Raw genomic sequence first — 26,085 nt, forward strand, 5'->3', positions numbered from 1 at the left:
TCCGGCCCAGTCACAATCTTGCGGCCCGGGATCTTCCCGGGCCGTCTGCTTTTCCAGCGGGCCTCTTCGGGTCTTCGGGGGAGGGCGCCAGTTCAGAACAGCGCCCGGCGCAGCAGGTTCAGCCCCGCGACCACCAGCACCGCCAGCGTCAGGCGGCGGAACCCGGCCTGATCCAGCCGGTCGTGGGCGCGCAGGCCGAGCCACATGCCCGCCAGCGCCGGACCGAGCAGCAGCAGCGAAAACGGCAGTGTCCGGGCATTCAGCACGCCGGTCTGAAGGTGCGTCGCCAGCAGCAGCACCGCGCCCGCGCCAAAGGCCACGCCCTGAACCCGCATCTGTTCGGCCTTTGGCGTGTCGATTGCGGTCAGATAGGCGACCAGCGGCGGCCCCCATATCCCGGATACCCCGCCCACGGTGCCCGACAGCACGCCAAGCCCGATCTCGGCCCGCCGCCGGTGGCCCGGCGCGATTCGCATATTCACCCCGGCAAGCTGGGTGATCCCGAACAACATGATCATGCCGCCGATGACGGCGTAGAGGACCCGCGGATCGATGCTGCGCACCAGTTGCCCCGATGCGATCAGGCAGATCGCGCCGATGCCCAGAAACAACCGATAGCGGTGCAGCGAGCCGCGCGCTGCTGGCAGCCCGTCGCGCAGCGCCTGCAACCCGTTGGTGACCAGCGTCGGCACGATCAGACCGGCAAGCGCCAGTTCCGGCGACAGGAACGAGGCCAGGCCCGAGACCATGATCATCGGCATTGCAAAGCCGGCCGTGCCTTTCACGAAGCCTGCCAGAAAGGCGATAGCACAGGCGAGCAGCAGAATCTGGGCACCGAACGGCGCAGGAAAGGCGGATGTCATTGCGGCGGTCCTCAAGTGTCCTGACGGGGACATAGCTGAAAAATCACGATGGCACAGCCGCTTGGGAGTCGGACAGATTCCGAGCAAACGGCCGCGCAATTTGAAACTATGTTGCGCTGCACCTGCAAAGGCCTTATGTGCAGACAAGATCGAGAAACGAGGAACAGAGACATGGCGCACGATGGACAGGAGCCTGCCGTGGCTGCGGCGGCCGGCCCGATTCTGAACGACTTGCTGGAGTTGACGGCGGCGGCGATTGCGCCGGTCGGGGATCTTCTGGCCTTGGCGACCGATGCGGTGCGTGCGCAGGTCAGCGACGGCGGCAAGGTCTCGGGTGCGCTGATCGAACAGAACCAGACCGCGGCCCATGCGCTGGCCTGGCTTGCGACCTACGATCAGGCGCTGCGCCAGATGCAGGCCTGGGCCGGCCGGTTGGTCGAGTCCGGCAGGTTCGGCGAAATCGAGCAGCTGATCCACCAGATCGCCTTTGGCGAATACCTCGCCCAGATCCGCGGCGGCATCCCGATGAGCCAGGGCGAGATCGTGCGGGTCACCGACATGGGTCTCGACAGCGCCGTCCTGAACGGGTTGCAGACCCCTGCGATAGAGACGCTGACCCGTGCGGGCAACAGCCAGGCGGCGCGAAGCCGTCTGGTGGTTCTGATGCAGGAGCAATCGGCCAACATCACCGTCGGCGCGACCGGGCTCGAAGACGAGCTCGAGATGATCCGCGAGCAGTTCCGCCGCTATGCCGTCGACCGGGTAGAGCCAAACGCGCACGAATGGCATCTGAAGGACCAGCTGATTCCGATCGAGATTATCGAGGAACTGGCCGAGATGGGTGTCTTCGGTCTGACGATCCCCGAGGAATACGGCGGCTTTGGCCTGACGAAGGCTTCGATGGTCGTGGTCTCCGAGGAATTGTCGCGCGGCTATATCGGCGTCGGCTCGCTTGGCACGCGCTCCGAGATCGCGGCCGAACTGATCCTCGCTGGCGGCACCGACGCGCAGAAGGAATACTGGCTGCCGAAGCTCGCCAGTGCCGAGATCCTGCCGACGGCCGTGTTCACCGAGCCGAACACCGGTTCGGATCTGGGCTCGCTTCGGACCCGCGCGGTCAAGGACGCGGCCGGCGACTATGCCGTGACCGGCAACAAGACCTGGATCACCCACGCCGCCCGCACCCATGTGATGACCCTGCTGGCGCGGACCGATCCGGGCAGCAGCGATCATCGCGGCCTGTCGATGTTTCTGGCCGAGAAGACCCCCGGCACCGAGGAGGATCCGTTCCCGACGCCCGGCATGACCGGCGGCGAGATCGAGGTTCTGGGCTATCGCGGCATGAAGGAATACGAGCTTGGCTTCGACAATTTCCATGTGAAGGGCGAAAACCTGCTCGGCGGCGTCGAGGGGCAGGGCTTCAAGCAGCTGATGAAGACCTTCGAGGCGGCACGGATCCAGACCGCGGCGCGCGCGATCGGCGTCGCGCAGTCGGCACTCGATATCGCGACGCGCTATGCCGAGGATCGCAAGCAGTTCGGCAAGGCGCTGATCGCGTTTCCGCGGGTCTCGGGCAAGCTTGCCATGATGGCGGTCGAGATCATGGTGGCGCGCCAGCTGACCTATTTCGCCGCCTGGGAAAAGGACCACGACCAGCGCTGCGATCTCGAGGCCGGGATGGCCAAGCTGCTGGGGGCACGCGTCGCCTGGGCTGCGGCCGACAACGGCCTTCAGATCCACGGCGGCAATGGCTTTGCGCTCGAATACACCATCAGCCGGGTGCTCTGCGACGCCCGGATCCTGAACATCTTCGAGGGCGCGGCCGAAATTCAGGCGCAGGTGATTGCGCGCCGTCTGCTGGGGTAGCTGCGAGGCGGTCGCGGGCAAGCCGACGAATGCCGATTGATGACACGGACTTGACGGATGGCGCAGGGATTGCGCCATCCGTTTTTGGTTCGGGGCCCGTCCGACCGCAATGACGTGGCCACCGTTCGGTGGCGGGATCGGGGCGTGGAATCAGTCCCGCGGCAACCGGGCAAGGCGGATCAGATAGACCGGAAGCGCCGCCGCCTCGCGCAGCCAGTATCCCGCCCGGCGCAGCGGCGCCTTGCCGTCCCATCGGGCGGCGGCTCCGCCCGCCTCGACGCCAAGACGGCGGAACGTCAGGATGGCGCGGGGCAGATGGTAGGCATCGCTTACGACCAGCGCCCGGGTCAGGCCGTGGGCGCGCATCAGGGCAATGCTGTAGCGGGCGTTCTCGAACGTGTCGGTCGATCTCGGTTCGGTCAGGATGCGCTCGGCCGCGACGCCCTGGGCGACGAGCTCGCGGGCGATCACCAGCGCCTCGGCCGGTGGCTCGCGGCCGAGCCCGCCCGAGCCGATCACCCGCGCCCCGGGGCGGCGCGCCGCCTCGGCCGCGCCCTGTGCGATGCGCCGCGCGAGCGTCGGGCTGGGACGGCCGTCCTGCCAGACAGCGGCCCCGAGGATGACGATGGCGAGCGTGTCGTGGCTCGGCGGTTCGGTCGGGGTCGGGGTTGGGGTCGGGGGCATCGGGAGATTGCCTCGTTCGGCGCGCGCTCAGTCCCAGTCGGTTGGCAGGGCAGGGCTGTGGTGATGGACAAGCGCGCGGGCCACGTCATCGGGGGTCGAACGGCCCATCGACATCTCGGGCAGGTCCGCAGGATCGAAGAAGGCGGCATCGAGCGTCTCGGGTCCGGGTCCGGGGGCCGTGTCGTCGCTCGGGTCGGCCAGAAAAAAGAACTTGTAGAAGTCGCGGTGGTCGGGCTCGTCCTTCTGGCGGGCGCGGTGGCGGACCTGATAGAGCTTGCTTGCGCGGACGGTCAGGTTCGCCTCCTCCCGCGTTTCCTTCACGGCGCATTGCGCGGCGCTGAGCCCGATGTCGGCGAACCCGCCGGGCATGGTCCAGCGGCCATCGACCTTCTCGCGCACCAGAAGGACGCGGCCGTCGCGGAACACCGCGGCGCGGACGTCGATCTTGGGGGTGGCATAACCCTCGTGCGGTTCGGCGAGCCCCTTGAGATGGGCAATCGGCACCTGCCCGAGCCGGGCCATCATCTCGCGCGCGATAAGGTCGATCTCGGCGAAGCGTTCGAGATCGAAGTCGTTGGTGCCATAATGCAGGCCGGTGGCGGCAAGCGCCTGCAGGCGTTTGGCATACCCAAGCCAGAGGTCTTCCACGTCGAGGTCCTTTCGATGGTCGGGTCCTTGGTGCGATGTGGCAGGACGGCCGTCGATGGCGCGTTTCGTCCCGGTTCGGGAAAACGGGGGCGCTGCCCCCGTCGCGGCAGGCCGCGACTCCCCCGGGATATTTGGGAAACAGAAGAAATGGGGCGGATGGAGCCGAAGGCAGCGGGAAACACGCGCTCGGGGCGCGCGGCTGTCTGGGAGGGCTCGGGCTGCATCGGGTCCTATTCGCGGGCGGCCTCGCGTGCCAGCACCTCCACGAAGCGGCGGCGCGCTGCCGGCAGCGGGCGGTTGCCCATCGCCGGGGCGAGCCGTCTTTCCAGAAAATGCCCGGTCGTCTGCAGCCCTTCGAGCAATTCGGCGGTCGAGCCCGGCGGCGTGCCGCGCAGGCAGGGGGGCAGGGGCAACAGCTTGTCGGCCCAGATGCCGGCGCTGGCGCGGCTGACCGCGCGGCCCGATTTCGGCGAGACATGGACGAGATCGTCCGTGGCGCCGCTGACCGCGCAGGCCGAGAGGTCGAGCCCGAAGCCGAGGGTCTCGAGCAGGCCGAGTTCCCACAGCAGGTAGAGACCCGGCCAGCCCTGATCCTGGCCAAGCGCGTCGAGCAGATACTGGGTCGCGGCGTAAAGCGGCGGCTGAGGCTCTCGCTCCGGCAGGCTGAAGGCCAGCAGCGCGCAGGCCGATCCGAGCGCGAACAGCGACCGACGGTCGGAGGCGGCATTCGTCCGCGCGCGCAGCGGTTCCACCCGGAAGCTGCCGATATGGTCCTCGAGTCTCGCGTGCCATTCGACGGCAACCTGGGTGCCGGGCTGCAGCACCGCGGCGAGCTTGCGCGAGCTGCCGCCGCGGACGACACCGGCGTGGCGTCCATGCAGGGCGGTGAAGACTTCGACGATCGCCGAGGTCTCGCCATGGGGGCGGGCCGAAAGAAGCGCGCCTTCGTCGCGCCAGTCCATCTGCAGTTTCATCCTTTCGCAGTCGTGCCGCCTGGGCGGGGCGATCCGGGCGCGGCCGGGCGCCATCCTCGTCCGTTTGTGGCGGATCGGCGGGCTGTTGCAAGCGGCGATTGTGCCGATCGAGTCGCGGCTTGACCCGGGTGGCAATCGTTGCGCGGCCGCGATAATTCAATTCTTTAACGAATCGGGCAAGAATGCTATAAATTCAGAGTTATTGTTGATCGTATCATTTAATTTGCTTTGCGTTCGTTCCAAAATTTGGAGGGAATAAGTGGATCAGAGATACTGGATTTCGCTGGCTGTTGCTGTCGTGCTTTCCGCATCGATCTGGGTCGGGATCGGTCCTGCGGCGGTTGCCCAGCATGCGCCGTGCAACCCGGCAGTGCAAACCTGCCCCTGATGGACGGCTGACGGCACGAGCGGCGTGCGGGACGTGACAATTCGGTCAGGTCAAACTGGACGACCATCGCCGCCGCAGTGACGGCCATTGCTGAAGCAGTCATTCGTGACATTGGAGGAGCGGCGCGATGTCTCCTTTTGCATGGTCCTTCGCGGCCGGATTGATCGTCATTTTCCTGTTTGCCTGGGACCAGTTCAATCTGAAGTCCTGGAAGGCCCAGAAGAAGTTCGCGCTGATGCTGTCGGTGTTGAACCCGGCCGACCTGCGCGGCGGCGCGGCGCTGCGCCGGGCCTTCCTGATCTATGCCACGATCCTGTCGCTGGTCTATGCCGGCGCCGTCTTCCTGCTGTCGATGGGGGTGATTGCCTTCGACCCAGCGATCGGGGGCTTTGCGCCCGGCACGACAGGTGGCGGCAACCTGCCGCCCGCGGCCAGCGGCGCGACGGTCACGTCCGGCGGCGCCGAAAAGGCTGCAGTTGGCGGAACCGCCGGCGGCACGCGGCCCGAGCCCTGGGTGCCGCTTGCGATCAGCCTCGCCATGGTCGGGCTCGCGCCCCGCACCCCCGGCTTTGCCCGTGGCGAAGAGCGGCTGCGCGCCTTGACCCATGCGCTGATGGGGATCCCCTCGGCGTTGAACTCGGCCAGCCGTGACATTGCGCTCGCGCCGCTCAGCCTGCAGCAGATCGGCGAGGACTGGGTCGCGAACGAGCAGCGGGTGGAGATCCGGCGCTATCTCGATGCGGCGGAACTGGCGCTGGGGAAGGGGGCGTGGTCGGCGCGGCTGGAAAAGTCGCTGATGAAGATCCTCGCCTTCCGGGTCTGGGTGCTGGACCAGGAGATTTTTCCCGATACCGGCGTGCGCGAGCGCTATGCGCTGATCGAGGAGGATGTGACCGCGGCACTTGCGGGAATGTTCGAGGATCTCGACGATCTGGCCGGCCAGACCCTCGCCGAGCCACAACCGATCGCCGAGGCAAAGCGTCTGACCCTCGTCAAACGCTGGGAAAGCCGGATCCGCGCCACCGGCGATCTGAGCGACGATGTCTGCGCGCTGATGTACGTCTATTTCGAGAAATCCCGCGGCAAGGCGGGCGATGGCGCCGTCATGGACTATCTCAAGGACGTGCTGCGCACCGAACATGCAGTGGTCGACCAGCTCAACATGCTGCTGACGTCGGTGATGGCGGCGGTCGGCATCGCCTTTGCCTGGGGCTATGCCCAGGGCCGCTACCTTTGGATAGACTTTCGCCACGATCAGGCGCTCGGGCTTGCGACAACGGCGCCAAACTACGGCGCCTCGCAATCGGCCCTGCTGTTCGCGCTGACCGCGTTCTTCACCTATGGTCCGGCGACGCTGTCAGCGATCTGGTGGCGCGGGGCGCACGAAGACGGCGGCGGCCGGGCGCGGCGCAGCGGCGAGGCGCCGGTGTTTCCCGCACTTCGGCTGCTGACGCTGTTTCTGGCATCTGCCGGGATCACGCTGGCCGCCCTGGTCGTGCTGAACGTGGCAAATTCGATCAATGCGGTGGGGTTGGAAAAGGTCGCGGACAACCTGCGCGCTGTCCTGATCTGGGCCTTTCGCAGCGAGCTTCCCTATTGCGTGCTGGGGGGGCTGCAGGGGGTTTTCATCGCCCGGATGCTGGATCTGGACCGCGAGTCGCTGCTTGGCGCGCCGGGCTGGCGTCTGTTGCTGCTGCATGGGGTGGCGCTGATGGCCTGGGGCGCGCTGGTCGTCGATCTGACCAGCAGCGGCGAGGCGAGCCTGCGGGACTTCCTGCTGGCGGCGCCGGTTGCGGGCGTCATTGGCTGGGTATCAAGCTGGACGCTGCTTTCCTCGATGCGGCGGGCGATTGCGCTCGAGCGCCCGGAACACGCCGCGGCGGCCGAGCCGGCGCCGGGAGCCGCATCATGATCGCCCGGGGCCTGGTGATGCTGTTTCTCGGCCTGATGGCACCGGTCGCCGGGATGCCGCCGGCGCTCGCCGATGTGGTGCGCATGGGGGTGCGCGCCGATGCCAAGCCTTTCGTGTTTCGCGATGATGCGGGCTATACCGGATTCCTATATGACATCTGCATGGCGGCGGTGTCGGCAAGCGGGCACAAGGTCGACCTGGTCGAGGTGACGGCGCGCGACCGCTTTGCCCGGCTCGGCGCCGAGGAGGGCGGGATCGACATGCTCTGCGATCCGACCACGATCACGCTGGCCCGCGCCGGACGCTGGGATTTCACCCAGATCGTCTTCATCGCCAACGCGACCTTCGCCCAGCGGACCCAGGCGCGGCCGATGCCGGCCGACCGATTTGAGGGCTGCGCGGCGGCTGCGGGCGAAGAGATCCTCGGGGCCGGATGGCTGCGCGACACGACCTCCGAGGGGTTGCTCGAGGCCGCGCTCGACAGCGGCGCGATACGACCCGGGCGCAACCGCGTGGTCTGCGGGGTCGCGGTCGACGACCACCGCGCCGGGATCGAGCGGTTCTGTTCGTCCGACGGCGATTTGAGCTTCTACTTCGGCGACGGCGATATCCTGGCCGCCCAGATCGCAGCCTATGAGGCGCAAAGCGGCGCCGCCTGTCCCGCGGTCTTCGCTGCCCGCGGATTCCTGACCTACGAACCCTATGCGATCGCGCTCAGCGAGGCTCGGCTGCCCGGCCTGTCGCAGGAGCTGCGCCGCAACCTCTATTCGGTGTTCCGCTCGCCCCTGGTTGCCGACAGCTTCACGGCCAATTTCGGCGAGGATCGGTCGCCATCCGAGGCGGTCGAGGCATTATGGCGGATGTACCGGATCCCGGAAGGGGCGCCGCAATAGCGGCACCCAGCCGGCCTTGGCGTCTTCTTGGCCAAAATACCTCGGGGTCCGGGGCAGCGCCCCGGCACGCGCCGCCGCCGCAGCGGTCCACCGTCGCGCGGCGCCTCAATCCAACCCGGGTTCGTCCAGCAGATGGCGGCCGTCGCGGCTCTCGACCTCGATCACCCAGAGGTCGGGGTCGGATCGGCGCTGACGCGCGATCAGCGCATCGACGTCCGCCTCGGGGCCGTCCGCCAGCACGTCCCAGGGCCGCGAGCCGTCCATCGACATGATGCGCTGGAACACCCGTGCGGTGCCGTCGAGCCGCGAAAGCTTGACCAGTATTGCCCCCGCAGTCTCATCGCCATGGGCCGTGACATAGGCCGGAATGCAGGCCAGCTGCAGCCGCATCAGATAGGCCTGCACCCAGAATCCCGCAGCCAGTCGGCTCACCCCTCGTGGCCCCCGGTATTGCCGTCCTTGAATTCCAGCCCCATCTCGGAATAGCGCTCGGCGTCCTCCAGCCAGTTGGGCCGGACTTTGACCTGCAGGAACAGGTGGATCCTGCGGCCGAGGAATTCTTCCAGCTCGGCGCGGGCGGCCTGCGACACCGCCTTGATCGTCTCGCCGCCCTTGCCGAGCAGGATCCCCTTGTGGCCGTCGCGGGCGACATAGATCATCTGGTCGATCCGGGCCGAACCGTCCTTGCGCTCGTCCCAGTGCTCGGTCTCGACGGTCAGCTGATAGGGCAGTTCCTGATGCAGGCGCAGCGTCAGCTTCTCGCGGGTGATCTCGGCCGCGATCATCCGCATCGGCAGATCGGCGATCTGGTCTTCGGGATAGAGCCAGGGGCCTTCGGGCAGCGAGCGGGCAAGCCAGGTGCGCAGCCCCTCGACGCCATAGCCCTTTTCGGCCGAGATCATGAAGGTCTCGGTGAAGGGGAAGGCGGCGTTCAGCTTTTCGGACAGCCCCAGCAGCACCTCGGCCTTGACCCGGTCGATCTTGTTGATGGCAAGCGCCACCCGCCGTCCCATGGTCCGGTCTCCAAGTGCATCGAGGATCGCCTGCACGCCCGGGGTCAGGCCGCGGTGCGCCTCGACCAGCAGCACGACAAGATCGGCATCTGCCGCGCCGCCCCAGGCGGCCGCGACCATGGCGCGGTCGAGCCGGCGGCGCGGGCGGAACAGGCCGGGCGTGTCGACAAAGACGATCTGTGTCTCGCCCTCCAGCGCCACGCCACGGATCCGGGCGCGGGTCGTCTGCACCTTGTGGGTGACGATCGAGACCTTGGCCCCGACCATGGTATTCAGAAGCGTGGACTTGCCCGCATTGGGCTCGCCGATCAGGGCCACAAATCCGCAACGTGTCGTCATGGCCATACCTCCAAGGCGGGCGCTCAGGGCCTCGGGCATATCCCATCTCGCCGCCCTGTGCCAGCGCAGCGTTGCACGCGCGAGACTGTCTTAGACGGCACCGCTGCCCGCCGCATTGCCGGACGGCAGGTCAGGCGCGGGTCAGGACCGCGGTCATCAGCGCATAGCGTTCGCGCATCCGGAACCCGAGCCTTGCATAAAGCGCATCGACCGGGCTTTCGCGGTCGACCTCGAGGTGCAGCGCACAGACGCCCGCCTCGCGCAGCGCCGGCAGCAGGGCCGCCAACGCCTCGCTGCCCATGCCGCGGGCGCGCACCGCCCGACGGATCCAGAACTCGTCGACATAGCCTTCGATGCCGCCCATTTCGATCGACCAGCCAAAGCTGATGGCGATATAGCCGACCGGCGAATTGCGCGGCCCGATCAGATAGACCGCACCATGCGGGCTGCCCTCCAGCAAGGGGATCAGCGCCGCGGCGCGGGTCTCGTCATCCTGAGCGATGCCGAATTCTTCGTGAAAGGCGACGACCATGGCGGTCAGCCGGGGCAGGTCGTCGGGCTGGGCCAGATGAAGCCTGGTCTTGGTCGGCTGCGTGGCTGCCATCTCAAAGCCGCCCCAGGCGTTCGGTGATCAGCGCGAACAGCCGCTCGGCATCGACATCGCCGATGAACAGCGCATTGGCCTCGCGTGTGGTGACGTGCCACCAGTCGGCGACGGTCATGCCACGGGTCAGATCGCTCCCGGTCTCGATCTCGACATTGATCTTCCGGCCGCTGAACAGCGTCGGGTCGAGCAGCCAGGCAATCACGCAGGGGTCGTGCAGTGGCCCGCCCTCGCCGCCGTATTTCTCGACATCGAAGCGTTCGTAGAAATTCAGCCAGCTTGCGACGGTGCGGGACACCGGCGTGCCAAGGGCGACGATGCGCTCGAGCCGCGGCGCGGTGATCAGCGCCTTGTGGGTCGCGTCAAGCGGCAGAACGGTGATGTCGATACCGGATTTGAACACAATTTCTGCGGCTTCCGGGTCGACATAAATGTTGAACTCGGCAGCCGGGGTGACATTGCCAACTTCGAAATACGCGCCACCCATCAGCACGATCCCGGCAAGCCGGCTGGCGATCTCGGGGTCGCGCCGCAGCGCCGTGGCAACGTTGGTCAGCGGTCCGAGCGCGCAGAGCGTCACGGTCCCCGGCGGTTCGCGCCGGATATGGTGCAGGATCGCCTCGACCCCGTCCATGGCGGCCAGCGCCATCGTCGGCGCGGGCAGGTCGACACCGTCGAGCCCGGACTTGCCGTGGACATTCTCGGCCGTCACCAGCTGGCGGATCAGCGGCCGGTCGCAGCCTGCATGGACCGGCACATCGCTGCGCCCGGCCAGTTCGCAGATCACCCGCGCATTGCGCTGGGTCAGCGCCAGCGGCACGTTGCCGGCGACCGCCGTGATTGCCAGCACCTCGATCTCGTCGGGGCTGGCAAGCGCCAGAAGGATCGCGACGGCGTCGTCCTGGCCTGGGTCGGTGTCGATGATGATCTTGCGCGGCGGCATTTCGGGGCTCCTGGGGATTCGGCGCGGACACTGGCGGTCTCGTCCCGGGATGTCCAGATGGCGGCGACCGATTGCAGGGACCTGATCAGTCTGCGAGCTGCGTCTCGATCTTGGCCCCGGAGGCAAGCGTCTGGTGAACCGGGCAGCGATCGGCGATCTCCAGCAGCCGGGCGCGCTGATCGGCGTCGAGCGTGCCTTCCAGCCGGATCAGGCGACTGAACCGGTCGATCCGGTTCGGGCCGGTCAGGTCGCTGTCCTGGGCATGAACCTTGTCGTGGGTCACGTCGACCGAGACATGGCTCAGCGGCCAGGATTTGCGCCGTGCATACATGCGGATCGTCATCGAGGTGCAGGCCGCCAGCGCCGCCGCCAGCAGGCCGTAGGGCGACATCCCCCGGTCGCTTCCGCCATAGGCGCGCGGCTCGTCGGCAAGAATGTGGTGATAGGGTCCGGCCGAGATGTCCTGCAGGTATCCTCGGCGGTCGGATTCCGAGGCCCGCACCACGCCCTCGGGGGCACCGGGCGGCGGTGCGGGCGGGCGCAGATCGAGATAGCGGCCCGACCAGGCGGCGATCACCTCGGCGACGTATTCGGCATCCGCGGCACGGGTGATCAGGTGATCGGCGTCGTCGAGGGTCACGAAGCTTTTCGGATGCTTGGCGGCGGCGAAGATCCGCGTCGCATTGTCGATCCCGACCACCGCGTCGCGCGGGGCGTGCAGCACCAGCAGCGCCTTGCGCAGCCCGGCGATCTTCGGGGTCAGGTCGGTTTCCAGCACATCATGGACGAATTCGCGGCCAATGCAGAACGAACGCCCGCCCAGATCGACCGGCGCCATGCCTTCGGCCTCGATCCGGGGCAGGGCATCGCGGAAGGCGTGGGTGACATGGCCCGGATCGAAGGGGGCTGCGATTGTCACCACAGCGCGCAGACCGTCGATTGCGCCCGCCGCCTGCAGCACCGCCGCCCCGCCCAGCGAATGGCCGATCATCAGGGTGGGCGCCATGTTGCGACCGCTCAGATAGCGGGCAGCCGCAATCAGATCCTCGGCATTGGAACTGAAGGTCGTGTTGGCGAATTCGCCGCCCGAATGGCCAAGTCCGGTGAAATCGAACCGCAACACGGCAATCCCCATGCCCGCCAGCCGCTGCGCGATCCGGCGGGCGGCGGCGATATCCTTCGAGCAGGAAAAGCAGTGGGCGAAGATCGCGGTGGCAAGCTGCGGACCTTCGGGCATGTCGAGGCGCGCGGCCAGGTCAAACCCGTGGGCGCCCGGGAAAGCGATCCGTTCCATCGCGGCCTCGTTGGGTGGAAGAGCAAGATGTGTTGCGTCAAGAGTGGTCCCGGGGCAGATCAAACCCAAGCCCTGTGTCAGCCGCGTAACGGGAAGGTGACATTCTCGGGCCGAGAGGAGAGTGGAATGGAGTTCTGGCCGTTTGTGTATTGGACCTTCGCCTTCGCCGGTCTGGCGGCGCTGGCCGGCGGGTATCTGGGGCGCTGGCATCCCGCGGGCGACTCGCTGGCCGTATTTCGCGGACATCTTGGTCTGGCTGGCATCGTCTGGTTTCTTGCCGGTGCGGCGCTGGGGCTTGCGCCCGGCTGGTCTGTTGCCCTGCCGATACTGGCGTTGGTGCCGGTGCTGGCCGCGCGGCTTCGACCGGAACGCGCGGGGCCGGTCACGCTCTATCAAAAGAACATGTCCTATCAGATGCCCGACGTGGCACCGCTCGCCGCCGACATCCGCGCTGTTGCCCCCGATCTGCTGACACTGCAGGAGGTGACGCCCGCCAATGCGGTTTTGCTGCAGCAGCTTGCCGACATCCTGCCCCACACCCACCTCTGCCGGTTCGAGCATGTGGGCGGGATCGCCATCGCCTCGCGCTGGCCGATCCTGCCCGGCAGCCTGCGCTGCGCCCACGGGCTGGCTGCCGCGCAACTCGACACACCCGAAGGGCCGCTGTGGCTGGTCTCGCTCCACCTGCACTGGCCCTGGCCCGACCGCCAGCCGATCCAGCATCCGCAGATCCTCGAAGTGCTGGACGGGCTCGACGGTCCGGTGGTTCTGGCCGGGGATTTCAACATGGTGCGCTGGTCGTACTCGGTGCAAAGCATCGCGCGCGCTATCCGGGCCGAACCGGCGGGCAGGGCGCGTACGACGTTCCGGATCAAGCGGGCGATCGGCATCGCCATCGACCAGATCCTTGTCCCTTCGGGCCGCCGCGGCGCGACCGAGACCCGGCCGATGCTCGGATCGGACCATCTGGGCTTCGTGGCCCGGTTCTGAGGGGTCGTCCCGCCACCGGACCTGCAAGCCATCGGATCGGGACACGCCGCTTTCCCGGCGGGCCGTGGCTCGACGACGGAGTCCGCCGGCGTGGAATGGCAGAGGGCGGCATTGCGCCGCCTTTCCCAATCGAGCCGCGCGCGCAACTAACTTCGCCCATGATAATGCCTGTGTGCCAGTCCGCTCCGATCCTGAATCGCCACGTTCCGAACGCGCCATGGCTCGGCGCGCGGTTCGGAGCCTTGCCCGGTGTTGCGCCGCTTGACCCCGACGACTGGATCTGGGTGCTCGACAGCTACTCCGGTCAGATGAACGAACGCGAACGGCTCTTGGCGACCAGCCCGGACCTGGTGCTGGGCCAGCTTGCCGGTGCCGAGGCCGCGGTGGCAGAACTGTTCGACACGGTGCTCGAACGGCTCGACGCGCGGCCCGACTTTCACCGCGAGCGCGGCGCCATGATGCACTGCCCCGACGGGCGCTGCGTGCCGCTCGACCGGACGCAGCCGCTTGCCACACTCGGCCGGCTTGTGCAGGAGGATCTCTGCGTGCTGCAAAAGCCCGAGGGTGCCGACGAGCATGTCCTGACCGCCGCGGTGCTGTGTTTCCCCGCGCAATGGACGCTGGCGCAGAAGCTGGGCCATCCGCTGGTCCGCATCCATCGCCCGGTCGCCCCCTATGACGAGGGGGTCGCACAGCGGGTGCAGCGGTTGTTCGACGGGATCCAGCCGGGCCGTCCGCTCTGGCGTGCAAATCTGCACCCGGCGATACGGCCCGACCTGTTCGCCCCGAAACGCGAAGAGGACGAGCGGCCGCCGCTTGGGGCCGACGCGCAATATCGACGGTCCGAGCGCCAGTGTCTGGTGCGCCTGCCGGAAAGCCGCGCGGTGGTATTCTCGATCCACACCATGATGCTGCGCCAGCGCGATCTCGCAGGGGACGGTGGTCCTGGGGGCGTGTGATCCCCTGCAATCCGGCGTGCGCCCGACTGTAGACCGGTCAGGACGAGGCGCCTTCCGGTTGCCCGATTGGCGCCCCGCCCCCGCACGTGAGTGGTGCAATTCGCAGCGGGACGCTCGCGCAATATCGAGGTCCTGTTCGCTGCGAAGGTTCTGATAAGCGGTCTGGTTGCGCTATCGCAGTCCCGGAGTTACGTGACCGTGCCGTCGCGGTGCCTTCCCCTAGGTAAGGAAGCGGCGGTCGGGAATTGTGGACGCGACGCGGATGACGTGCTATCGACGCCCCTCATCGGGCGCGATCGGGGAGAACACGCCATGATCAAGACACTGAAATGCTCTGATATCATGCCGGGTTGCGACTTTGTCGTGCGGGCATGGACCGAAGAGGCGTTGCTGGAAAAGGCCGCCGCCCACGCCCAGAAGGTGCACAGGGTACAGCTGACCCAACAACTGGCCGACAAGATACGTACCGCCATTCGGGTGGAACAGGCCCGTGGATCGGACAAGCGGCCGACCCTTTCGGGCCTGACCGCCGAGGGCTTTGCCACCGATTGACCGGCCATGGCCGGGTTTGCGTCAGCCGGGCCTAGCCCTTGACGACCTTGCCGCCGGCCGATTGCCAGGCTGCGATCGAGCCGAGGTTGTAGACCTCGCCATACCCCAGTTTCAGCAGCAGCTTGCCGGCCATCGCCGAGCGGCTGCCAGAGGCACAGAACAGGATCAGCGGCCGGTCCTTTCTGAGCGCTGGGTGGACATTCGGGCTGGCCGGATCGGCGGTGTGCGCCAGCGTGCCGAGCGGCAGGTTGATCGCGCCCTGGGCCGTGCCTTGCGCCATCTCGTCCGGGCCGCGCACATCGATCAACAGCGCGTCGCGGGTCGCGAGCAGGGTCTGTGCCGCGGCGGCGTCGATGGCATCGGGGGACCGGGCGAAGGGGTTCAGAAGGGTCAACAACATGGCATTCTCGCCTTACATATCATGCAAGGCGAATATATCCGCCGGCCGGCACAGACAATGGCCGAATGTCCTGCCGGCTGCGTCGTTCAGTCCGACAGCGGCAGCGCCCGTTCGACGAGCCGTGCAAAGAAGCTGGCACCAATCGGGGCAATCTCGTCGTTGAAGTCGAATTCCGGGTGGTGGCAGTAGGGCCCGACCCCCTGACCGATGAACAGGAAGGCGCCCGGCCGGGATTCGAGCATGAACGAGAAATCCTCGGCGCCCATCCGGGGCGCGGCATCGATATCGACCCGGTCGTCGCCGACGATCTCGCGTGCCACGCTGGCGGCGAATTCGGTCTCGCGGGCGTGGTTGACGGTGGCCGGATAATCGACGCGATAGTCGAGCACGGCCTCGCAGCCCATGGCAGCCCCGATGCCGGCGACAATTTCCTCGATCCGCCGGCGCACCATCTTTTGCGTGTCCTTGCGAAAGCAGCGCACGGTGCCACTCAGCGTGGCGGTGCCCGGGATCACGTTATAGGCGCTGCCGGCGTTGATGCGGGTCACCGAGACGACAATGCTGTCGAGCGGGTCGACATTGCGGGCCAGGATCGTGTTCAGCGCCGTCGCGATCTGGACCACGGCCGCCACCGGATCGACCGTCGTGTGCGGGTGCGCCGCGTGGCCGCCCCGTCCAGTCAGCACGATGTCGAAATCGTCCACCGCGGCCAGAAGCGGGCCGGCGCGGGTGGCGAAAAGGCCCGCCTCGCGGTCGGGCGCGGTGTGGATGCCATAGACCTGTTCGATCCCGAAGCGGTCCATGATGCCCTCCTCGCACATGACCCGCCCGCCGCCCCCGGCCTCTTCGGCGGGCTGGAAGATCAGCGCGACGGTTCCCGCGAAACGCCGGGTCTCGACCAGGTATTTCGCGGCGCCAAGCAGCATTGCCGTATGCCCGTCATGACCGCAGGCGTGCATGGTTTCCGGCGTCTCGCTGGCATGGTCGGCGCCGGTCTCCTCGGACATGGGCAGGGCATCCATGTCGGCCCGCAGCCCGATCACCGGCCCCGCGGCCTGACCGCGGATCAGTGCCACCATGCCGGTCCGGGCGATCCCCTCGTGCAGCTCGTCGACCCCGATCTCGCGCAGCCGTTCGGCCACGAAGGCGGCCGTTTTCGGCAGATCGAAGCCAAGTTCCGGGTTGCGGTGCAACCAGCGCCGCCATCCCTTCATCTCGTCGGCATAGCTGGAGATCCGGTTGAGAACGGGCATGGACATGTCCTTTGAAAGTGTCGAGAACTTGCCGCAACCTAGTCGATACCCGAAGGAGCCACCATGAAAGATGCGCCCCAAGATCCGGTGTTCGACCCCAAGGGAGGGATCGAACGTCTGCTGGCGATCATGGCCCGACTGCGCGATCCGGCGCGGGGCTGCCCCTGGGACATCGACCAGACCTGGGACACGATCGCGCCCTATACGATCGAGGAAGCCTATGAGGTTGCCGACGCCATCGAGCGCCGGGCCTGGGACGAATTGCAGGGCGAATTGGGCGATCTGCTGCTGCAGGTGGTCTATTTCGCCCAGTTCGGGACCGAGGAGGGGCGGTTCGATTTCTCTGCCATCGCCAATACCGTGTCCGACAAGATGATCGCCCGCCATCCTCATGTTTTTGGTGAGGAAAGTCGCGACAAGACCGCCGAGCAACAGACCCGCGACTGGGAGGTGCAGAAGGCGGCCGAGCGCGAGGCGCGCGGCGAGGCGCGGGTTCTTGATGGTGTGGCGCTGGGGCTGCCGGCTTTGATGCGTGCCGCAAAGCTTCAGAAACGTGCGTCAAGAGTTGGATTTGACTGGGAAAATCCGGAAGACGTGGCTGCGAAGGTTGTCGAGGAGGTGGCAGAGCTTGCCGCCGCCGCCAGCCCCGACGCGGTCGAGGACGAGATGGGCGACCTGCTGTTCTCGGTCGTCAATCTGGCCCGCCATCTTGGCGTCGACCCGGAGCAGGCGCTGCGTCGGACCAACGACAAATTCTCCCGCAGGTTCAATGATCTGGACGGAAAACTTCGGGCAATTGGTTCGTCGCCGGCAGAGGCCTCGGCCGAGCAGATGGAGGCGCTTTGGGAAGCGGCGAAGCGGGCCGAGCGGCGTTGACGTGGTGGACGCCGTGCGAGCCTCGCGCCAGCACGGCGCTGGTGGCAGGAGAGTCAGGCCATTGCGCGGGTTGCGTCACGATCGCGCTATGAGACCGGACCATACAGTGATCTGTGCCCCGCCAGAATGCACCGCGATCGCCATAAATATCCAATATACTGTCGTTATTTCGTATTTCACGAATCCCGGCGACGGGTCCGGCAATCGACTTTGCCGCGCCGCATTGACGCGACGGCCGGTTGACGACCGACCGCCAGCGTTCCATTGAGACGAAAATATCGGAGCCGGACCATTGGCGCAGACGCCCCCACCTTTTGCCGCTTACGAATGGATGATCGCGTGGCGCTATCTGCGCGCCAAGCGGGCCGAGGGTGGTGTTTCGATCATGACCTGGATCAGCCTGCTGGGGATCACGCTGGCGGTCTTCGCCCTGATCGCCACGCTTTCGGTCCGCTCGGGATTCCGGGCCGAGTTCGTCGACACGATCCTTGGCGCCAACGCCCATGTCACGATCTATCAGTCGGTCGCGGTCACCGAGGAGGGCCAGTCGAGCCGGGTGATCGACGATTACGCCGCGATGGTCGACAGGCTGCGCGCGGTGCCGGGCGTGACCCGGGTCGCGCCGCTGATCAAGGGTCAGGTCATGGCCAGCCATGGCGGCCAGAACGCCGGTGTCGAGGTCTTCGGGATCTCGGCCGAGGATCTGGCGACGATTCCGCGCATTGCCGTGCCCGAGAAATCCATGGGCGATCTCAGCCAGTTCGGCAGCAATGGCGATGGCATCGCCATCGGCTGGGGGGTCGCACAATCGCTGAATGTGGGCGTCGGCGACCGGATCAGGCTGATCTCGCCCAACGGGGTGCAGACGCCGTTCGGTTCGACCCCGCGGGTCAAGGCCTATGACGTGGTCTATGTCTTTCAGGCCGGACGCTGGGATATCGACCGCACCCGGATCTACATGCCCTTCACCGAGGCGCAGAGCTATTTCAACCGCGAAGGCGTTGCGGACGAAATGGAGGTCATGGTCGCCGACCCCGACAGTGTCGACCGCATGGTGCCGCAGCTTTTGCGCGCGGGTGGCGAGCGGACGCTTCTGTGGACCTGGCGCGATGCGTCTGGCGCCTTCCTGCGCGCGCTCGACGTCGAGGACAACGTGATGTTCGTGATCCTCTCGATCCTGGTACTGATCGCGGCGATGAACATCGTCTCGGGGCTGATCATGCTGGTCAAGAACAAGGGGCGCGACATCGGCATCCTGCGCACCATGGGGCTGACCGAGGGGGCGGTGATGCGGGTATTCTTCCTGTGCGGCGCCGGGGTCGGCACGGTGGGAACGCTTGCGGGCGTGATCCTCGGCTGCCTGTTTGCAATCTATATCGACCCGGTCTTCAGCTTCGTGAACTATGTGATGGGCGGCGGGGTCTGGGATCCGTCGATCCGCGGGATCTATACCCTGCCGGCAAAGCTGGAACTGGGCGATGTGATGTCGGCGGTCTCGCTGTCGCTGGTGTTGTCCTATGTGGTCACGGTGTTCCCGGCGCGCCGGGCGGCGCGGATGGATCCGGTGGAGGCGCTTCGCTATGAGTGAGCCAGTATCGCGGCGCACCGACAACGAGGTCGGCGGGATGCAGGCACCGGCGGCGAGCGAGCCCGTGCTGGGCCTGCGCGGCATCGCCAAGACCTACAACCGCGGCACGCCGGGCGCAGTGAAGGTACTGAGCGAGGTCGATCTGCAGGTCGTCGCGGGCGAAGTCGTGGCGCTGGTCGCGCCCTCCGGGGCGGGCAAGTCGACGCTGTTGCACATCTCCGGTCTGCTCGATACGCCCGACGCGGGCGAGGTTCAGTTGAGCGGCCTGCGCATGACCGGCATGGCCGACAGTGCGAGGACCGCGGCGCGGCGGCGCGAGATCGGCTTTGTCTATCAGTTCCACCACCTGCTGCCCGAATTCTCTGCGGTCGAGAACATCATGCTGCCGCAGCTTGCCAATTCGGTGCCGACAGCCGAGGCGCGGGCGCGCGCCGAGGAGTTGCTGGAACTCGTCGGGCTTCAGGCGCGGGCGGCGCACCGGCCGGCGCAGCTGTCGGGCGGGGAACAGCAGCGCGTTGCCTTCTGCCGGGCGCTGGCCAACCGGCCGCGGCTGTTGCTTGCCGACGAACCGACCGGCAATCTTGACCCGGGCACCTCGGAAACCGTGTTCGGGGTGCTGGTGGGGCTGGTGCGCGAGACCGGCCTTGCGGCGCTGATTGCCACCCACAACACCCAGCTTGCCGCTCGGATGGACCGCGTTGTGCGGCTGGAGGCCGGGCGCATCGTTCCTGCCTGAGGTCGCCTTGCGCGTGGCACGGCACCCCCGTCATCGGCGGCGGTTTCGTCAAAGCGTCACCTGTCCCTGACCGAGATCAACGACAGGGCGCGTTCCTGGCGTGAGACTTCGGTGTCGATCGGAGGGGAACATGATCCGCACGGCCATCGCGATCTTGCTGCTGTCGCCCGGACTGGTCTGGGGCGAGGCGGACCTGGGGCAGCAGACCTATCTTGACGCCTGCGCCGGTTGCCATGGCGTGACAGGCCATGGTGACGGGCCGAATGCAGCGCTGCTGACGGTGCCGGTGCCCGACCTTACCCGGTTTGCCGCGCGCAATCGCGGCGCGTTCGACACGCTCCGCATGGTGCGGCTGATCGACGGGACCGCAGGGCTCGGTGCCCATGGCGGGCCGATGCCGATGTTCGGCGGCCTGCTGGTCGGACCTTCTGTGGTGATCGATGCCCCCGACGGCAGCCCGGTCACCACTACCGAGCCGATCCTTGCGGTGGTGCGGTGGGTCGAAAGCCTGCAGGAGGTGCCGGGTGACTAGGTGGCTTCATCGGCTCCCGGCGTTGGTCGGGATATTGCTGGCGTTGCCCGCACCTGCACAGGATGCCGCGGCGGGGGCGGCGCTCTATTCCCGCTTCTGCGCGACCTGCCACGGCGTTGAGGGACGGGGCGACGGACCGACCGCTGCGGTGATATCGGTCCCGCCCGTCGATCTGGGCGGGCTGGCGGCGGCGAACGGCGGTGTGTTTCCCGTCGCGCGGGTCCTGCGGCGGATCGACGGGCGCGACGAGGTGCTTGCCCATGGCAGCCCCATGCCGATCTATGGTGCGTTTTTCGAGGCCGGCCGCAAGGTTCCGGTCCCGACCGACGAGGGTGAGATGTTCGTGACGTTGCCGGTTCTGGCGATCGTGAGATATCTCGAAACGCTGCAGCGCTAGCGCCGTCGAAATGACGAATCCGTGACCCAATCACGACAGACGAAAGCCTATACTTTTCCATGCTTTGATTCATGGCGCTGCAAGGCTAGTTTAATTCGGGATCTCTGCCGCTGCCAAACTGATTCGGGACGTTCATGATGCAAAAACGATATGCCGCGCTCTTTGCCGCGCTGGCGGTTGCTGCCGCACCGCTCGCCGCGCAGGAGACGGAAACACCCACCGTGACCGAGGTCGGCCCGGCGCGGACGGTCCCGATCCAGTACAGCAATTTGATCGACCCTTCGAAGAACTTCGTGCTGGCCTATGACATCCGCGTCGGCACCGTGACCCGGCCGGCCTATCTGGGTTCGGACGAATATGTCACTGCCCCGGATTTCGCGATCCATTTCAATTATGCACGGCTCAAGGGGTTGGGCGAATACGGCGACCCGACCGGTACCGCGCGGCCGCGCGCCTTCGGTGTGCGCGGCTCGCTGCGGTACATCCCCGGACGCGACGCCTCGCAACACGACGATCTGAAGGGGCTTGATGACATCGACCCGACGGTCGAACTGGGCCTTGGCGCGGTCTATCGCACCCGCAACTTCGAAACCTTCGCCGACGTGCGCTATGGCTTTGTCGGCAGCGAGGCGTTCTATGGCGAGCTTGGGGCCGATGGCATCATCTATCCGACCAACAGGTGGGAATTCCGCTTTGGCCCGCGGCTTGGGTTTGGCGCCGACGGCTTTGCCCAGACCTATTTCGGCGTGACCTCGGACGAGTCGGCGAAAAGCGGGCTTGAAGTCTATGATGCCAGCGGCGGGCTGTTGAGCGCGGGTCTGGTTGCATCGGCGCGCTATCGCTTCACCGATCTCTGGGGGGTCGAGGCGACGGTGCGTGGCGACCGGCTGCTGAACGACGCGGCGGATTCGCCGATCACCGGTACCGGCAGCGCCGATCAGTACCAGTTCAGGCTCGGCATCACGCGGGAACTGATGCTGCAGTTCTGATCCATCCGTCAGACCTTGCGTGGACGACACCTGGTTCCGGAATTATCGGGTCGCGAAACTGACCCTACGACCAAGTCAGCGGCCCGTGCCAGGGCCGCTCAGACGTTCTTCCATTTGCCGGGGCCGCCGCCTTCGATCCCGCACTCGATGCCGGCGTCCCGGGGCATGGCGCCGTTGAACTGGCCCACCGGGCTGCCGTTCGGGGTGAACCAGGTCACCTGCAGGATCCCGCGGCCCTCGGCAATGCCCTGCACGTGGTAGGAGGTGACGTTGGCAAAGAAGGCTTCCCAGGAATTATAGGCGGTATACATGAACCCGAGCGCCGTGCCGCCAGCGGTGCCAAGGCCCCACGAGCTGACGTGATATTCGAAATGCTTGTAGGGGTCGGTCTGTACCCGGACGGTCAGATCGCCGTAAATCACCACGTGAATGATGTTGGCTGTCGCCTGCAGCACCGGGGCGCTTGACGCCTCGAGTGTCTTCGGCAGGGTCCGGGCCGCGTCGAGATCGACGCCCTTGAGGCGGCCGAGCGCGTCGATGGTTGCGGATTCGATGGCCGGCCGGGTTGGACGAACCAACTCGGGCGTCACGAGATCCTTCATGGTGGGGTCCTCTCTGAATGTGGGCGTGGGTCGCCCCGCCGCTCTGCAAGCCTCGAATGCCGCGGTCTGCCGGGTGCATCCTCAGGATCGCTGCCGGCCCGCCGGAATGCGTTTCGTGGCCAAGGCCCCATGCAATCCTGTGTCACGCTGTTCCGGGGTCCCTTCAGAGCACCTGCCGCTGTCCAAAAAATCCTGACAGTGGCCCGGAGGGGTGTCAAATCGGGCAGGGCTGTGAGTTGAGCAATCAAATGATTGAATTATTTGGGGAAAAATTCGATTTGCGATGCAGGTAACGCTGGCATGGCGATCTTTTCACGAAGAAATTGCGCAAGCGTGGCGTGGGGGGCTGCGAGGTCTGATGCCGAAGCGGGCAACCCGCGGTGGCAGGCAGCGGAAGGTATTGGTGCGGCGCGGGATTCCTGTTCAGGTGCCCGGCGTTTGCGCCGCGCCATGCGGAGTTCTGGCTGGATGCAGATCCCGCCCTGCGGATATTCGAACCGGCCTCGTCACCGCACGCCGTTCGAGCCATGGCCCGGGCGACCAGCCCGGGCCGCGCCTTCGGGCCGCGAAACGGTCCCCCGGACCGTTTCGACATGGTCGCCTACCCCTCGCCTCGGGGAGGGCGCCTTGGCGATGTCGGTTTCGCAGTCGTTCCGGGCTTTGGGATAAGGCGCGCGGCATGTGCGTTGCGAAAGCGCCGACCCAAGGTCGGGCGCTGCCCTCAGAGCCGCTGTTTGTCCGCGGCATCCGGCGCATGCAAATGCGGCCATGCCGCTGCCGATAGAGTCAAAGTCAGTCCCAAAGTTCCCTTCGCGCGTCTCCGGTCTGATAAAACTGTCTCACGAGACGGATGAACTCCCGAAAGTCTGAGTTTTGTTGAACTAGGCGATTCACTGAACCCCAATCAATATCTTGTCTTTCAAATGCTGGAATGAGGATTTGGCTCTCGCTTACATTTTCTGGGTCAAGCTTTATGACGCCAATCCCGTGCAGACCCGAAAGTATTCTCAGTTCAGTTAGGGCGCTTTGAATCTCTGTAGTAACAAGATACGAAATATTTGCCCAAGTTGAATTGCTAACGGCTTGAAAGAAGCTTTCCCGAACATTGGAGCTATTAATTCGAAGTTTAACCTCAAACGACCAAAGCTTGGTGCGTTTGTCCGCGTATTCCCGCGCACAATCTGTGACTTCTCTATCCCAACTCACACTAAGATCTTCCATGCCAACAATGTCGGGAAACAGCCACCTATTGCCATTGGTCCCACGGGTATTGGATGAACGGCGCTCATCTATGCGTTTTGCTAGTACTGAAAGTTCCTTCTTGAGAAACTCTACCAGAAGTGGATAGGTGTCAGCTTCAGATATAGCTTTCGCTTCTATGGTAGGAGTAGTTTCATCGAAGGTCGCACTTGCAGGTAGCGAATCTGATTGGGCCTCTTCTTCTTCGGATTTTTGGCTGTAGTAGTATTTCCGTGGACGCCCTTCCGTCGTGCGGATTCCGTGCTTTTGTTCGAGCCTGGGTCGTTGAGCGCCTATTTCCGCAACGATTTGCTGAATCATTGCCGAATCACTTTCCAGAGGTGTCTTGCTCGCCTTGCTACGTTGGCGTTTCTGTTCAACAGAGTACGGGTATTCTTTCAGAATCCAATTTGCAATTTCCCGTGCAGTAAAGCGTTCATCTGAATGCTTCCTCAGTAACTCTGGGACGAATGTCCCAATGCTAAATTTCGGCGATTCCATCACACATCCAGCTCCTCCACGAACCGCGCGTTCTCCTGAATATACTGGAACCGCAGTTCGGGCTTTTTTCCCATCAGGCGTTCGACCAGATCGGCGGTTTCTCCGGGCACGTCGTCGCCGACGGTAACGCGGATCAGCTTGCGGCTGGCCGGGTCCATCGTGGTTTCCTTCAGGTCCTTGGCGTCCATCTCGCCGAGGCCCTTGAAGCGGCTGACGTCGATCTTGCCCTTGCCGCCAAGCCCCTTGGCCAGCCAGTCGTCGCGCTCGGCCTGATCGAGGCAATAGACCCGGCGCGCGCCCTGGGTCAGGCGGAACAGCGGCGGGCAGGCGAGGTAGAGGTGGCCTGCGTCGATCATCGGCCGCATCTGGGTGAAGAAGAACGTCATCAGCAGCGAGGCGATATGGGCGCCGTCGACGTCGGCGTCGGTCATGATGATGACCTTGTCATAGCGCAGATCGTCGAGCCGGAATTTCGTGCCCATGCCGGTGCCAAGCGCCTGGGTCAGGTCGCTGATCTCGGCGTTCGAGCCGAGTTTGGCCGATGCCGCGCCCAGAACGTTCAGGATCTTGCCGCGCAGCGGCAGCAGCGCCTGGATCTTGCGGTCGCGCGCCATCTTGGCGGACCCGCCCGCGCTGTCGCCCTCGACAATGAACAGCTCGGTGCCGGCGCGGGCGGTGGCCGAACAATCGACCAGCTTGCCGGGCAGGCGCAGCTTTTTCGTTGCGGTCTTGCGGGCGGTCTCCTTCTCCTGCCGGCGGCGCAGGCGTTCCTCGGCCCGCAGCACCAGAAAGTCGAGGATCGCACCGGCCGAACGGGTGTCGGTCGCCAGCCAATGATCGAAATGGTCGCGCACCGCGTTCTCGGTCATCCGGGCCGCGGATTCGGTCGACAGCCGGTCCTTGGTCTGCCCGACGAAGGAGGGGTCGGCGATGAAGCACGAGACCAGCGCACAGCCGCCCGAGGTCAGGTCCTCGCGGGTGATCTGGGTGGCCTTGCGATTGTTCGAAAGCTCGCCATAGGCGCGGATGCCCTTCAGGATCGCGCCCCAGAATCCCTGCTCGTGGGTGCCGCCCTCGGGCGTCGGGACGGTGTTGCAGTAGGACTGGATGAAGCCGTCCTTGGCCGGCGTCCAGTTGATCGCCCATTCGACCGAGCCGGGCTCGCCGAACTTCTCGCGGAAGTCGACCTTGCCGGCAAAGGGCGCCTCGGCATAGGTCGTGGCGCCGCCAAGCGCCTCTTTCAGATAATCGGCGAGGCCGCCGGGGAAGTGGAAGGTCGCCTCGGTCGGGGTCTCGCCATCGTCGATCTCGGACTTCCAGCGGATCTCGACCCCCGAGAACAGATAGGCCTTGGAGCGGATCGTCTTGAACAGCCGCGCGGGCCGGAACCGGTGATGGCCGAAGATTTCCTCGTCGGGGTGGAAGGTGATGGTAGAGCCGCGCCGGTTCGGGGCGTTTCCGACAATGGCGATGGGGCCAAGCGGGATGCCGCGCGAGAAGCGCTGTTCATAGAGCTGGCGGTCGCGGGCGACCTGCACCACGAGGGAATCGGACAGCGCGTTGACCACCGAGGCACCGACCCCGTGCAACCCGCCCGAGGTCTGATAGGCCTTGCCCGAGAACTTGCCGCCCGCATGCAGCGTGCAGAAGATCACTTCGAGCGCCGACTTGCCGGGAAATTTCGGGTGCGGATCGACCGGGATGCCGCGGCCGTTGTCGCGCACCGTGAACGAGTTGTCGGCGTGCAGTTCGACCTCGATCCGGTTGGCGTGGCCTGCGACCGCCTCGTCCATCGAGTTGTCGAGAACTTCGGCCACCAGATGGTGCAGCGCCCGTTCGTCGGTGCCGCCGATATACATGCCCGGGCGCTTGCGAACCGGCTCCAGACCTTCGAGGACTTCAATCGAGGAGGCGTCATAGACCGCAGCAGGGTTCTGCGCGAAAAGGTGGTCGTCGGCCATTTGTGCTGCTCGTTTCTCTTGTTTGGCGGGCATTAGAGCAGGTGCAGCGGTGTCAGGCAATGGCCGAGCCCTGCGGTGGCGGCAGGGCC

Annotated in this window: 26 protein-coding genes; 12 read left to right on the plus strand and 14 right to left on the minus strand. The window is 65.9% G+C overall.

Going from position 1 to position 26,085, the window contains the following annotated elements; translation table 11 throughout:
• Positions 1 to 92 precede the first annotated feature (92 nt).
• The gene (locus tag DQG17_RS03010) at positions 93 to 863 is read right to left on the minus strand and encodes a sulfite exporter TauE/SafE family protein (RefSeq protein ID WP_116131294.1); all 771 of its coding nucleotides are present in this window, start codon (positions 861 to 863) and stop codon (positions 93 to 95) included.
• A gap of 171 nt (positions 864 to 1,034) precedes the next feature.
• Between DQG17_RS03010 and DQG17_RS03015 the strand changes: the two genes are divergently transcribed.
• Complete coding sequence (locus DQG17_RS03015; protein WP_116131295.1) at positions 1,035 to 2,729, plus strand: acyl-CoA dehydrogenase family protein; 1,695 nt, start codon at positions 1,035 to 1,037, stop codon at positions 2,727 to 2,729.
• A 150-nt stretch (positions 2,730 to 2,879) separates the two neighbouring features.
• Here DQG17_RS03015 and DQG17_RS03020 read toward each other — a convergent pair whose 3' ends face one another.
• The 3 genes from DQG17_RS03020 to recO all read right to left on the minus strand — a co-directional run bounded on the left by DQG17_RS03020 (position 2,880) and on the right by recO (position 5,023).
• Entirely contained in the window at positions 2,880 to 3,413 is a 534-nt protein-coding gene (locus DQG17_RS03020) for a YdcF family protein (RefSeq protein ID WP_116131296.1), read from the minus strand.
• Positions 3,414 to 3,440: 27 nt separating this feature from the next.
• Positions 3,441 to 4,061 carry an NUDIX hydrolase gene (locus tag DQG17_RS03025; RefSeq protein WP_116131297.1) on the minus strand — a complete coding sequence of 207 codons (621 nt, stop codon included), beginning with the start codon at positions 4,059 to 4,061 and terminating at the stop codon, positions 3,441 to 3,443.
• A 230-nt stretch (positions 4,062 to 4,291) separates the two neighbouring features.
• A complete protein-coding gene (gene recO / locus DQG17_RS03030; RefSeq protein WP_116132555.1) occupies positions 4,292 to 5,023 on the minus strand; it encodes a DNA repair protein RecO in 732 nt (243 codons plus the stop codon).
• Between the two features lie 527 nt (positions 5,024 to 5,550).
• Here recO and DQG17_RS03035 point away from each other — a divergent pair.
• Positions 5,551 to 7,335, plus strand: coding sequence for a hypothetical protein (locus DQG17_RS03035; RefSeq protein WP_116131298.1), 1,785 nt, complete (start codon positions 5,551 to 5,553; stop codon positions 7,333 to 7,335).
• Positions 7,332 to 8,228 (plus strand): transporter substrate-binding domain-containing protein, encoded by an 897-nt coding sequence (locus DQG17_RS03040; protein WP_116131299.1) that lies wholly within the window; start codon positions 7,332 to 7,334, stop codon positions 8,226 to 8,228. Before DQG17_RS03035 ends, DQG17_RS03040 begins: the two co-directional genes overlap by 4 nt.
• A 105-nt stretch (positions 8,229 to 8,333) precedes the next feature.
• Here DQG17_RS03040 and DQG17_RS03045 read toward each other — a convergent pair whose 3' ends face one another.
• From DQG17_RS03045 to DQG17_RS03065, 5 genes are all read right to left on the minus strand, one after another.
• Positions 8,334 to 8,660 carry a DUF1491 family protein gene (locus DQG17_RS03045; RefSeq protein ID WP_116131300.1) on the minus strand — a complete coding sequence of 109 codons (327 nt, stop codon included), beginning with the start codon at positions 8,658 to 8,660 and terminating at the stop codon, positions 8,334 to 8,336.
• On the minus strand, positions 8,657 to 9,580 hold the full coding sequence (gene era, locus DQG17_RS03050; RefSeq protein ID WP_116132556.1) for a GTPase Era: 924 nt from the start codon (positions 9,578 to 9,580) through the stop codon (positions 8,657 to 8,659). The genes DQG17_RS03045 and era overlap by 4 nt, the downstream gene beginning before the upstream one ends.
• A 130-nt stretch (positions 9,581 to 9,710) precedes the next feature.
• The gene (locus DQG17_RS03055) at positions 9,711 to 10,184 is read right to left on the minus strand and encodes a GNAT family N-acetyltransferase (protein WP_116131301.1); all 474 of its coding nucleotides are present in this window, start codon (positions 10,182 to 10,184) and stop codon (positions 9,711 to 9,713) included.
• A gap of 1 nt (position 10,185) precedes the next feature.
• Positions 10,186 to 11,127, minus strand: coding sequence for a nucleoside hydrolase (locus tag DQG17_RS03060; protein WP_116131302.1), 942 nt, complete (start codon positions 11,125 to 11,127; stop codon positions 10,186 to 10,188).
• 85 nt (positions 11,128 to 11,212) lie between these two features.
• Positions 11,213 to 12,421, minus strand: a complete 1,209-nt coding sequence (locus DQG17_RS03065; protein WP_116131303.1) for a bifunctional alpha/beta hydrolase/OsmC family protein — start codon at positions 12,419 to 12,421, stop codon at positions 11,213 to 11,215.
• Positions 12,422 to 12,547: 126 nt separating this feature from the next.
• On the opposite strand from DQG17_RS03065, the gene DQG17_RS03070 reads away from it, so the two are divergent.
• The 3 genes from DQG17_RS03070 to DQG17_RS03080 all read left to right on the plus strand — a co-directional run bounded on the left by DQG17_RS03070 (position 12,548) and on the right by DQG17_RS03080 (position 14,922).
• A complete protein-coding gene (locus DQG17_RS03070; RefSeq protein ID WP_157973504.1) occupies positions 12,548 to 13,411 on the plus strand; it encodes an endonuclease/exonuclease/phosphatase family protein in 864 nt (287 codons plus the stop codon).
• 164 nt (positions 13,412 to 13,575) lie between these two features.
• Entirely contained in the window at positions 13,576 to 14,370 is a 795-nt protein-coding gene (locus DQG17_RS03075) for a DUF3445 domain-containing protein (RefSeq protein ID WP_116132557.1), read from the plus strand.
• Positions 14,371 to 14,682: 312 nt separating this feature from the next.
• Positions 14,683 to 14,922, plus strand: a complete 240-nt coding sequence (locus tag DQG17_RS03080) for a DUF1059 domain-containing protein (protein ID WP_198666014.1) — start codon at positions 14,683 to 14,685, stop codon at positions 14,920 to 14,922.
• 31 nt (positions 14,923 to 14,953) lie between these two features.
• On the opposite strand, the gene DQG17_RS03085 is transcribed toward DQG17_RS03080, so the two are convergent.
• On the minus strand, positions 14,954 to 15,322 hold the full coding sequence (locus tag DQG17_RS03085; RefSeq protein ID WP_116131305.1) for a rhodanese-like domain-containing protein: 369 nt from the start codon (positions 15,320 to 15,322) through the stop codon (positions 14,954 to 14,956).
• Positions 15,323 to 15,408: 86 nt separating this feature from the next.
• Positions 15,409 to 16,575 (minus strand): M20 aminoacylase family protein, encoded by a 1,167-nt coding sequence (locus tag DQG17_RS03090; protein ID WP_116131306.1) that lies wholly within the window; start codon positions 16,573 to 16,575, stop codon positions 15,409 to 15,411.
• 63 nt (positions 16,576 to 16,638) lie between these two features.
• Here DQG17_RS03090 and mazG point away from each other — a divergent pair, with 63 nt between their 5' ends.
• The 6 genes from mazG (at position 16,639) to DQG17_RS03120 (ending at position 21,693) form a co-directional block, all read left to right on the plus strand.
• Positions 16,639 to 17,451, plus strand: coding sequence for a nucleoside triphosphate pyrophosphohydrolase (gene mazG / locus DQG17_RS03095; RefSeq protein WP_116131307.1), 813 nt, complete (start codon positions 16,639 to 16,641; stop codon positions 17,449 to 17,451).
• A 292-nt stretch (positions 17,452 to 17,743) separates the two neighbouring features.
• Entirely contained in the window at positions 17,744 to 19,039 is a 1,296-nt protein-coding gene (locus DQG17_RS03100; protein WP_116131308.1) for a lipoprotein-releasing ABC transporter permease subunit, read from the plus strand.
• Between the two features lie 37 nt (positions 19,040 to 19,076).
• Positions 19,077 to 19,775 carry an ABC transporter ATP-binding protein gene (locus DQG17_RS03105; protein ID WP_116132559.1) on the plus strand — a complete coding sequence of 233 codons (699 nt, stop codon included), beginning with the start codon at positions 19,077 to 19,079 and terminating at the stop codon, positions 19,773 to 19,775.
• Between the two features lie 130 nt (positions 19,776 to 19,905).
• Positions 19,906 to 20,307, plus strand: coding sequence for a cytochrome c (locus tag DQG17_RS03110; protein ID WP_116131309.1), 402 nt, complete (start codon positions 19,906 to 19,908; stop codon positions 20,305 to 20,307).
• Positions 20,300 to 20,704, plus strand: a complete 405-nt coding sequence (locus tag DQG17_RS03115) for a c-type cytochrome (protein WP_232829306.1) — start codon at positions 20,300 to 20,302, stop codon at positions 20,702 to 20,704. Before DQG17_RS03110 ends, DQG17_RS03115 begins: the two co-directional genes overlap by 8 nt.
• A gap of 137 nt (positions 20,705 to 20,841) precedes the next feature.
• Positions 20,842 to 21,693, plus strand: a complete 852-nt coding sequence (locus tag DQG17_RS03120) for a MipA/OmpV family protein (protein WP_157973505.1) — start codon at positions 20,842 to 20,844, stop codon at positions 21,691 to 21,693.
• Between the two features lie 98 nt (positions 21,694 to 21,791).
• On the opposite strand, the gene DQG17_RS03125 is transcribed toward DQG17_RS03120, so the two are convergent.
• The 3 genes from DQG17_RS03125 to parE form a co-directional block, all read right to left on the minus strand.
• Positions 21,792 to 22,295: a hypothetical protein gene (locus DQG17_RS03125; protein WP_116131312.1), complete on the minus strand. Its 504-nt coding sequence runs from the start codon at positions 22,293 to 22,295 to the stop codon at positions 21,792 to 21,794.
• A gap of 792 nt (positions 22,296 to 23,087) precedes the next feature.
• Positions 23,088 to 24,035 carry a COG2958 family protein gene (locus DQG17_RS03130; RefSeq protein ID WP_116131313.1) on the minus strand — a complete coding sequence of 316 codons (948 nt, stop codon included), beginning with the start codon at positions 24,033 to 24,035 and terminating at the stop codon, positions 23,088 to 23,090.
• Positions 24,035 to 25,996 (minus strand): DNA topoisomerase IV subunit B, encoded by a 1,962-nt coding sequence (parE, locus tag DQG17_RS03135; RefSeq protein ID WP_116131314.1) that lies wholly within the window; start codon positions 25,994 to 25,996, stop codon positions 24,035 to 24,037. The genes DQG17_RS03130 and parE overlap by 1 nt, the downstream gene beginning before the upstream one ends.
• Positions 25,997 to 26,085 lie beyond the last annotated feature (89 nt).

It is taken from the genome of Tropicimonas sp. IMCC34043 (assembly GCF_003390845.1).
In the GTDB taxonomy this organism is placed as follows: Bacteria; Pseudomonadota; Alphaproteobacteria; order Rhodobacterales; family Rhodobacteraceae; genus Tropicimonas.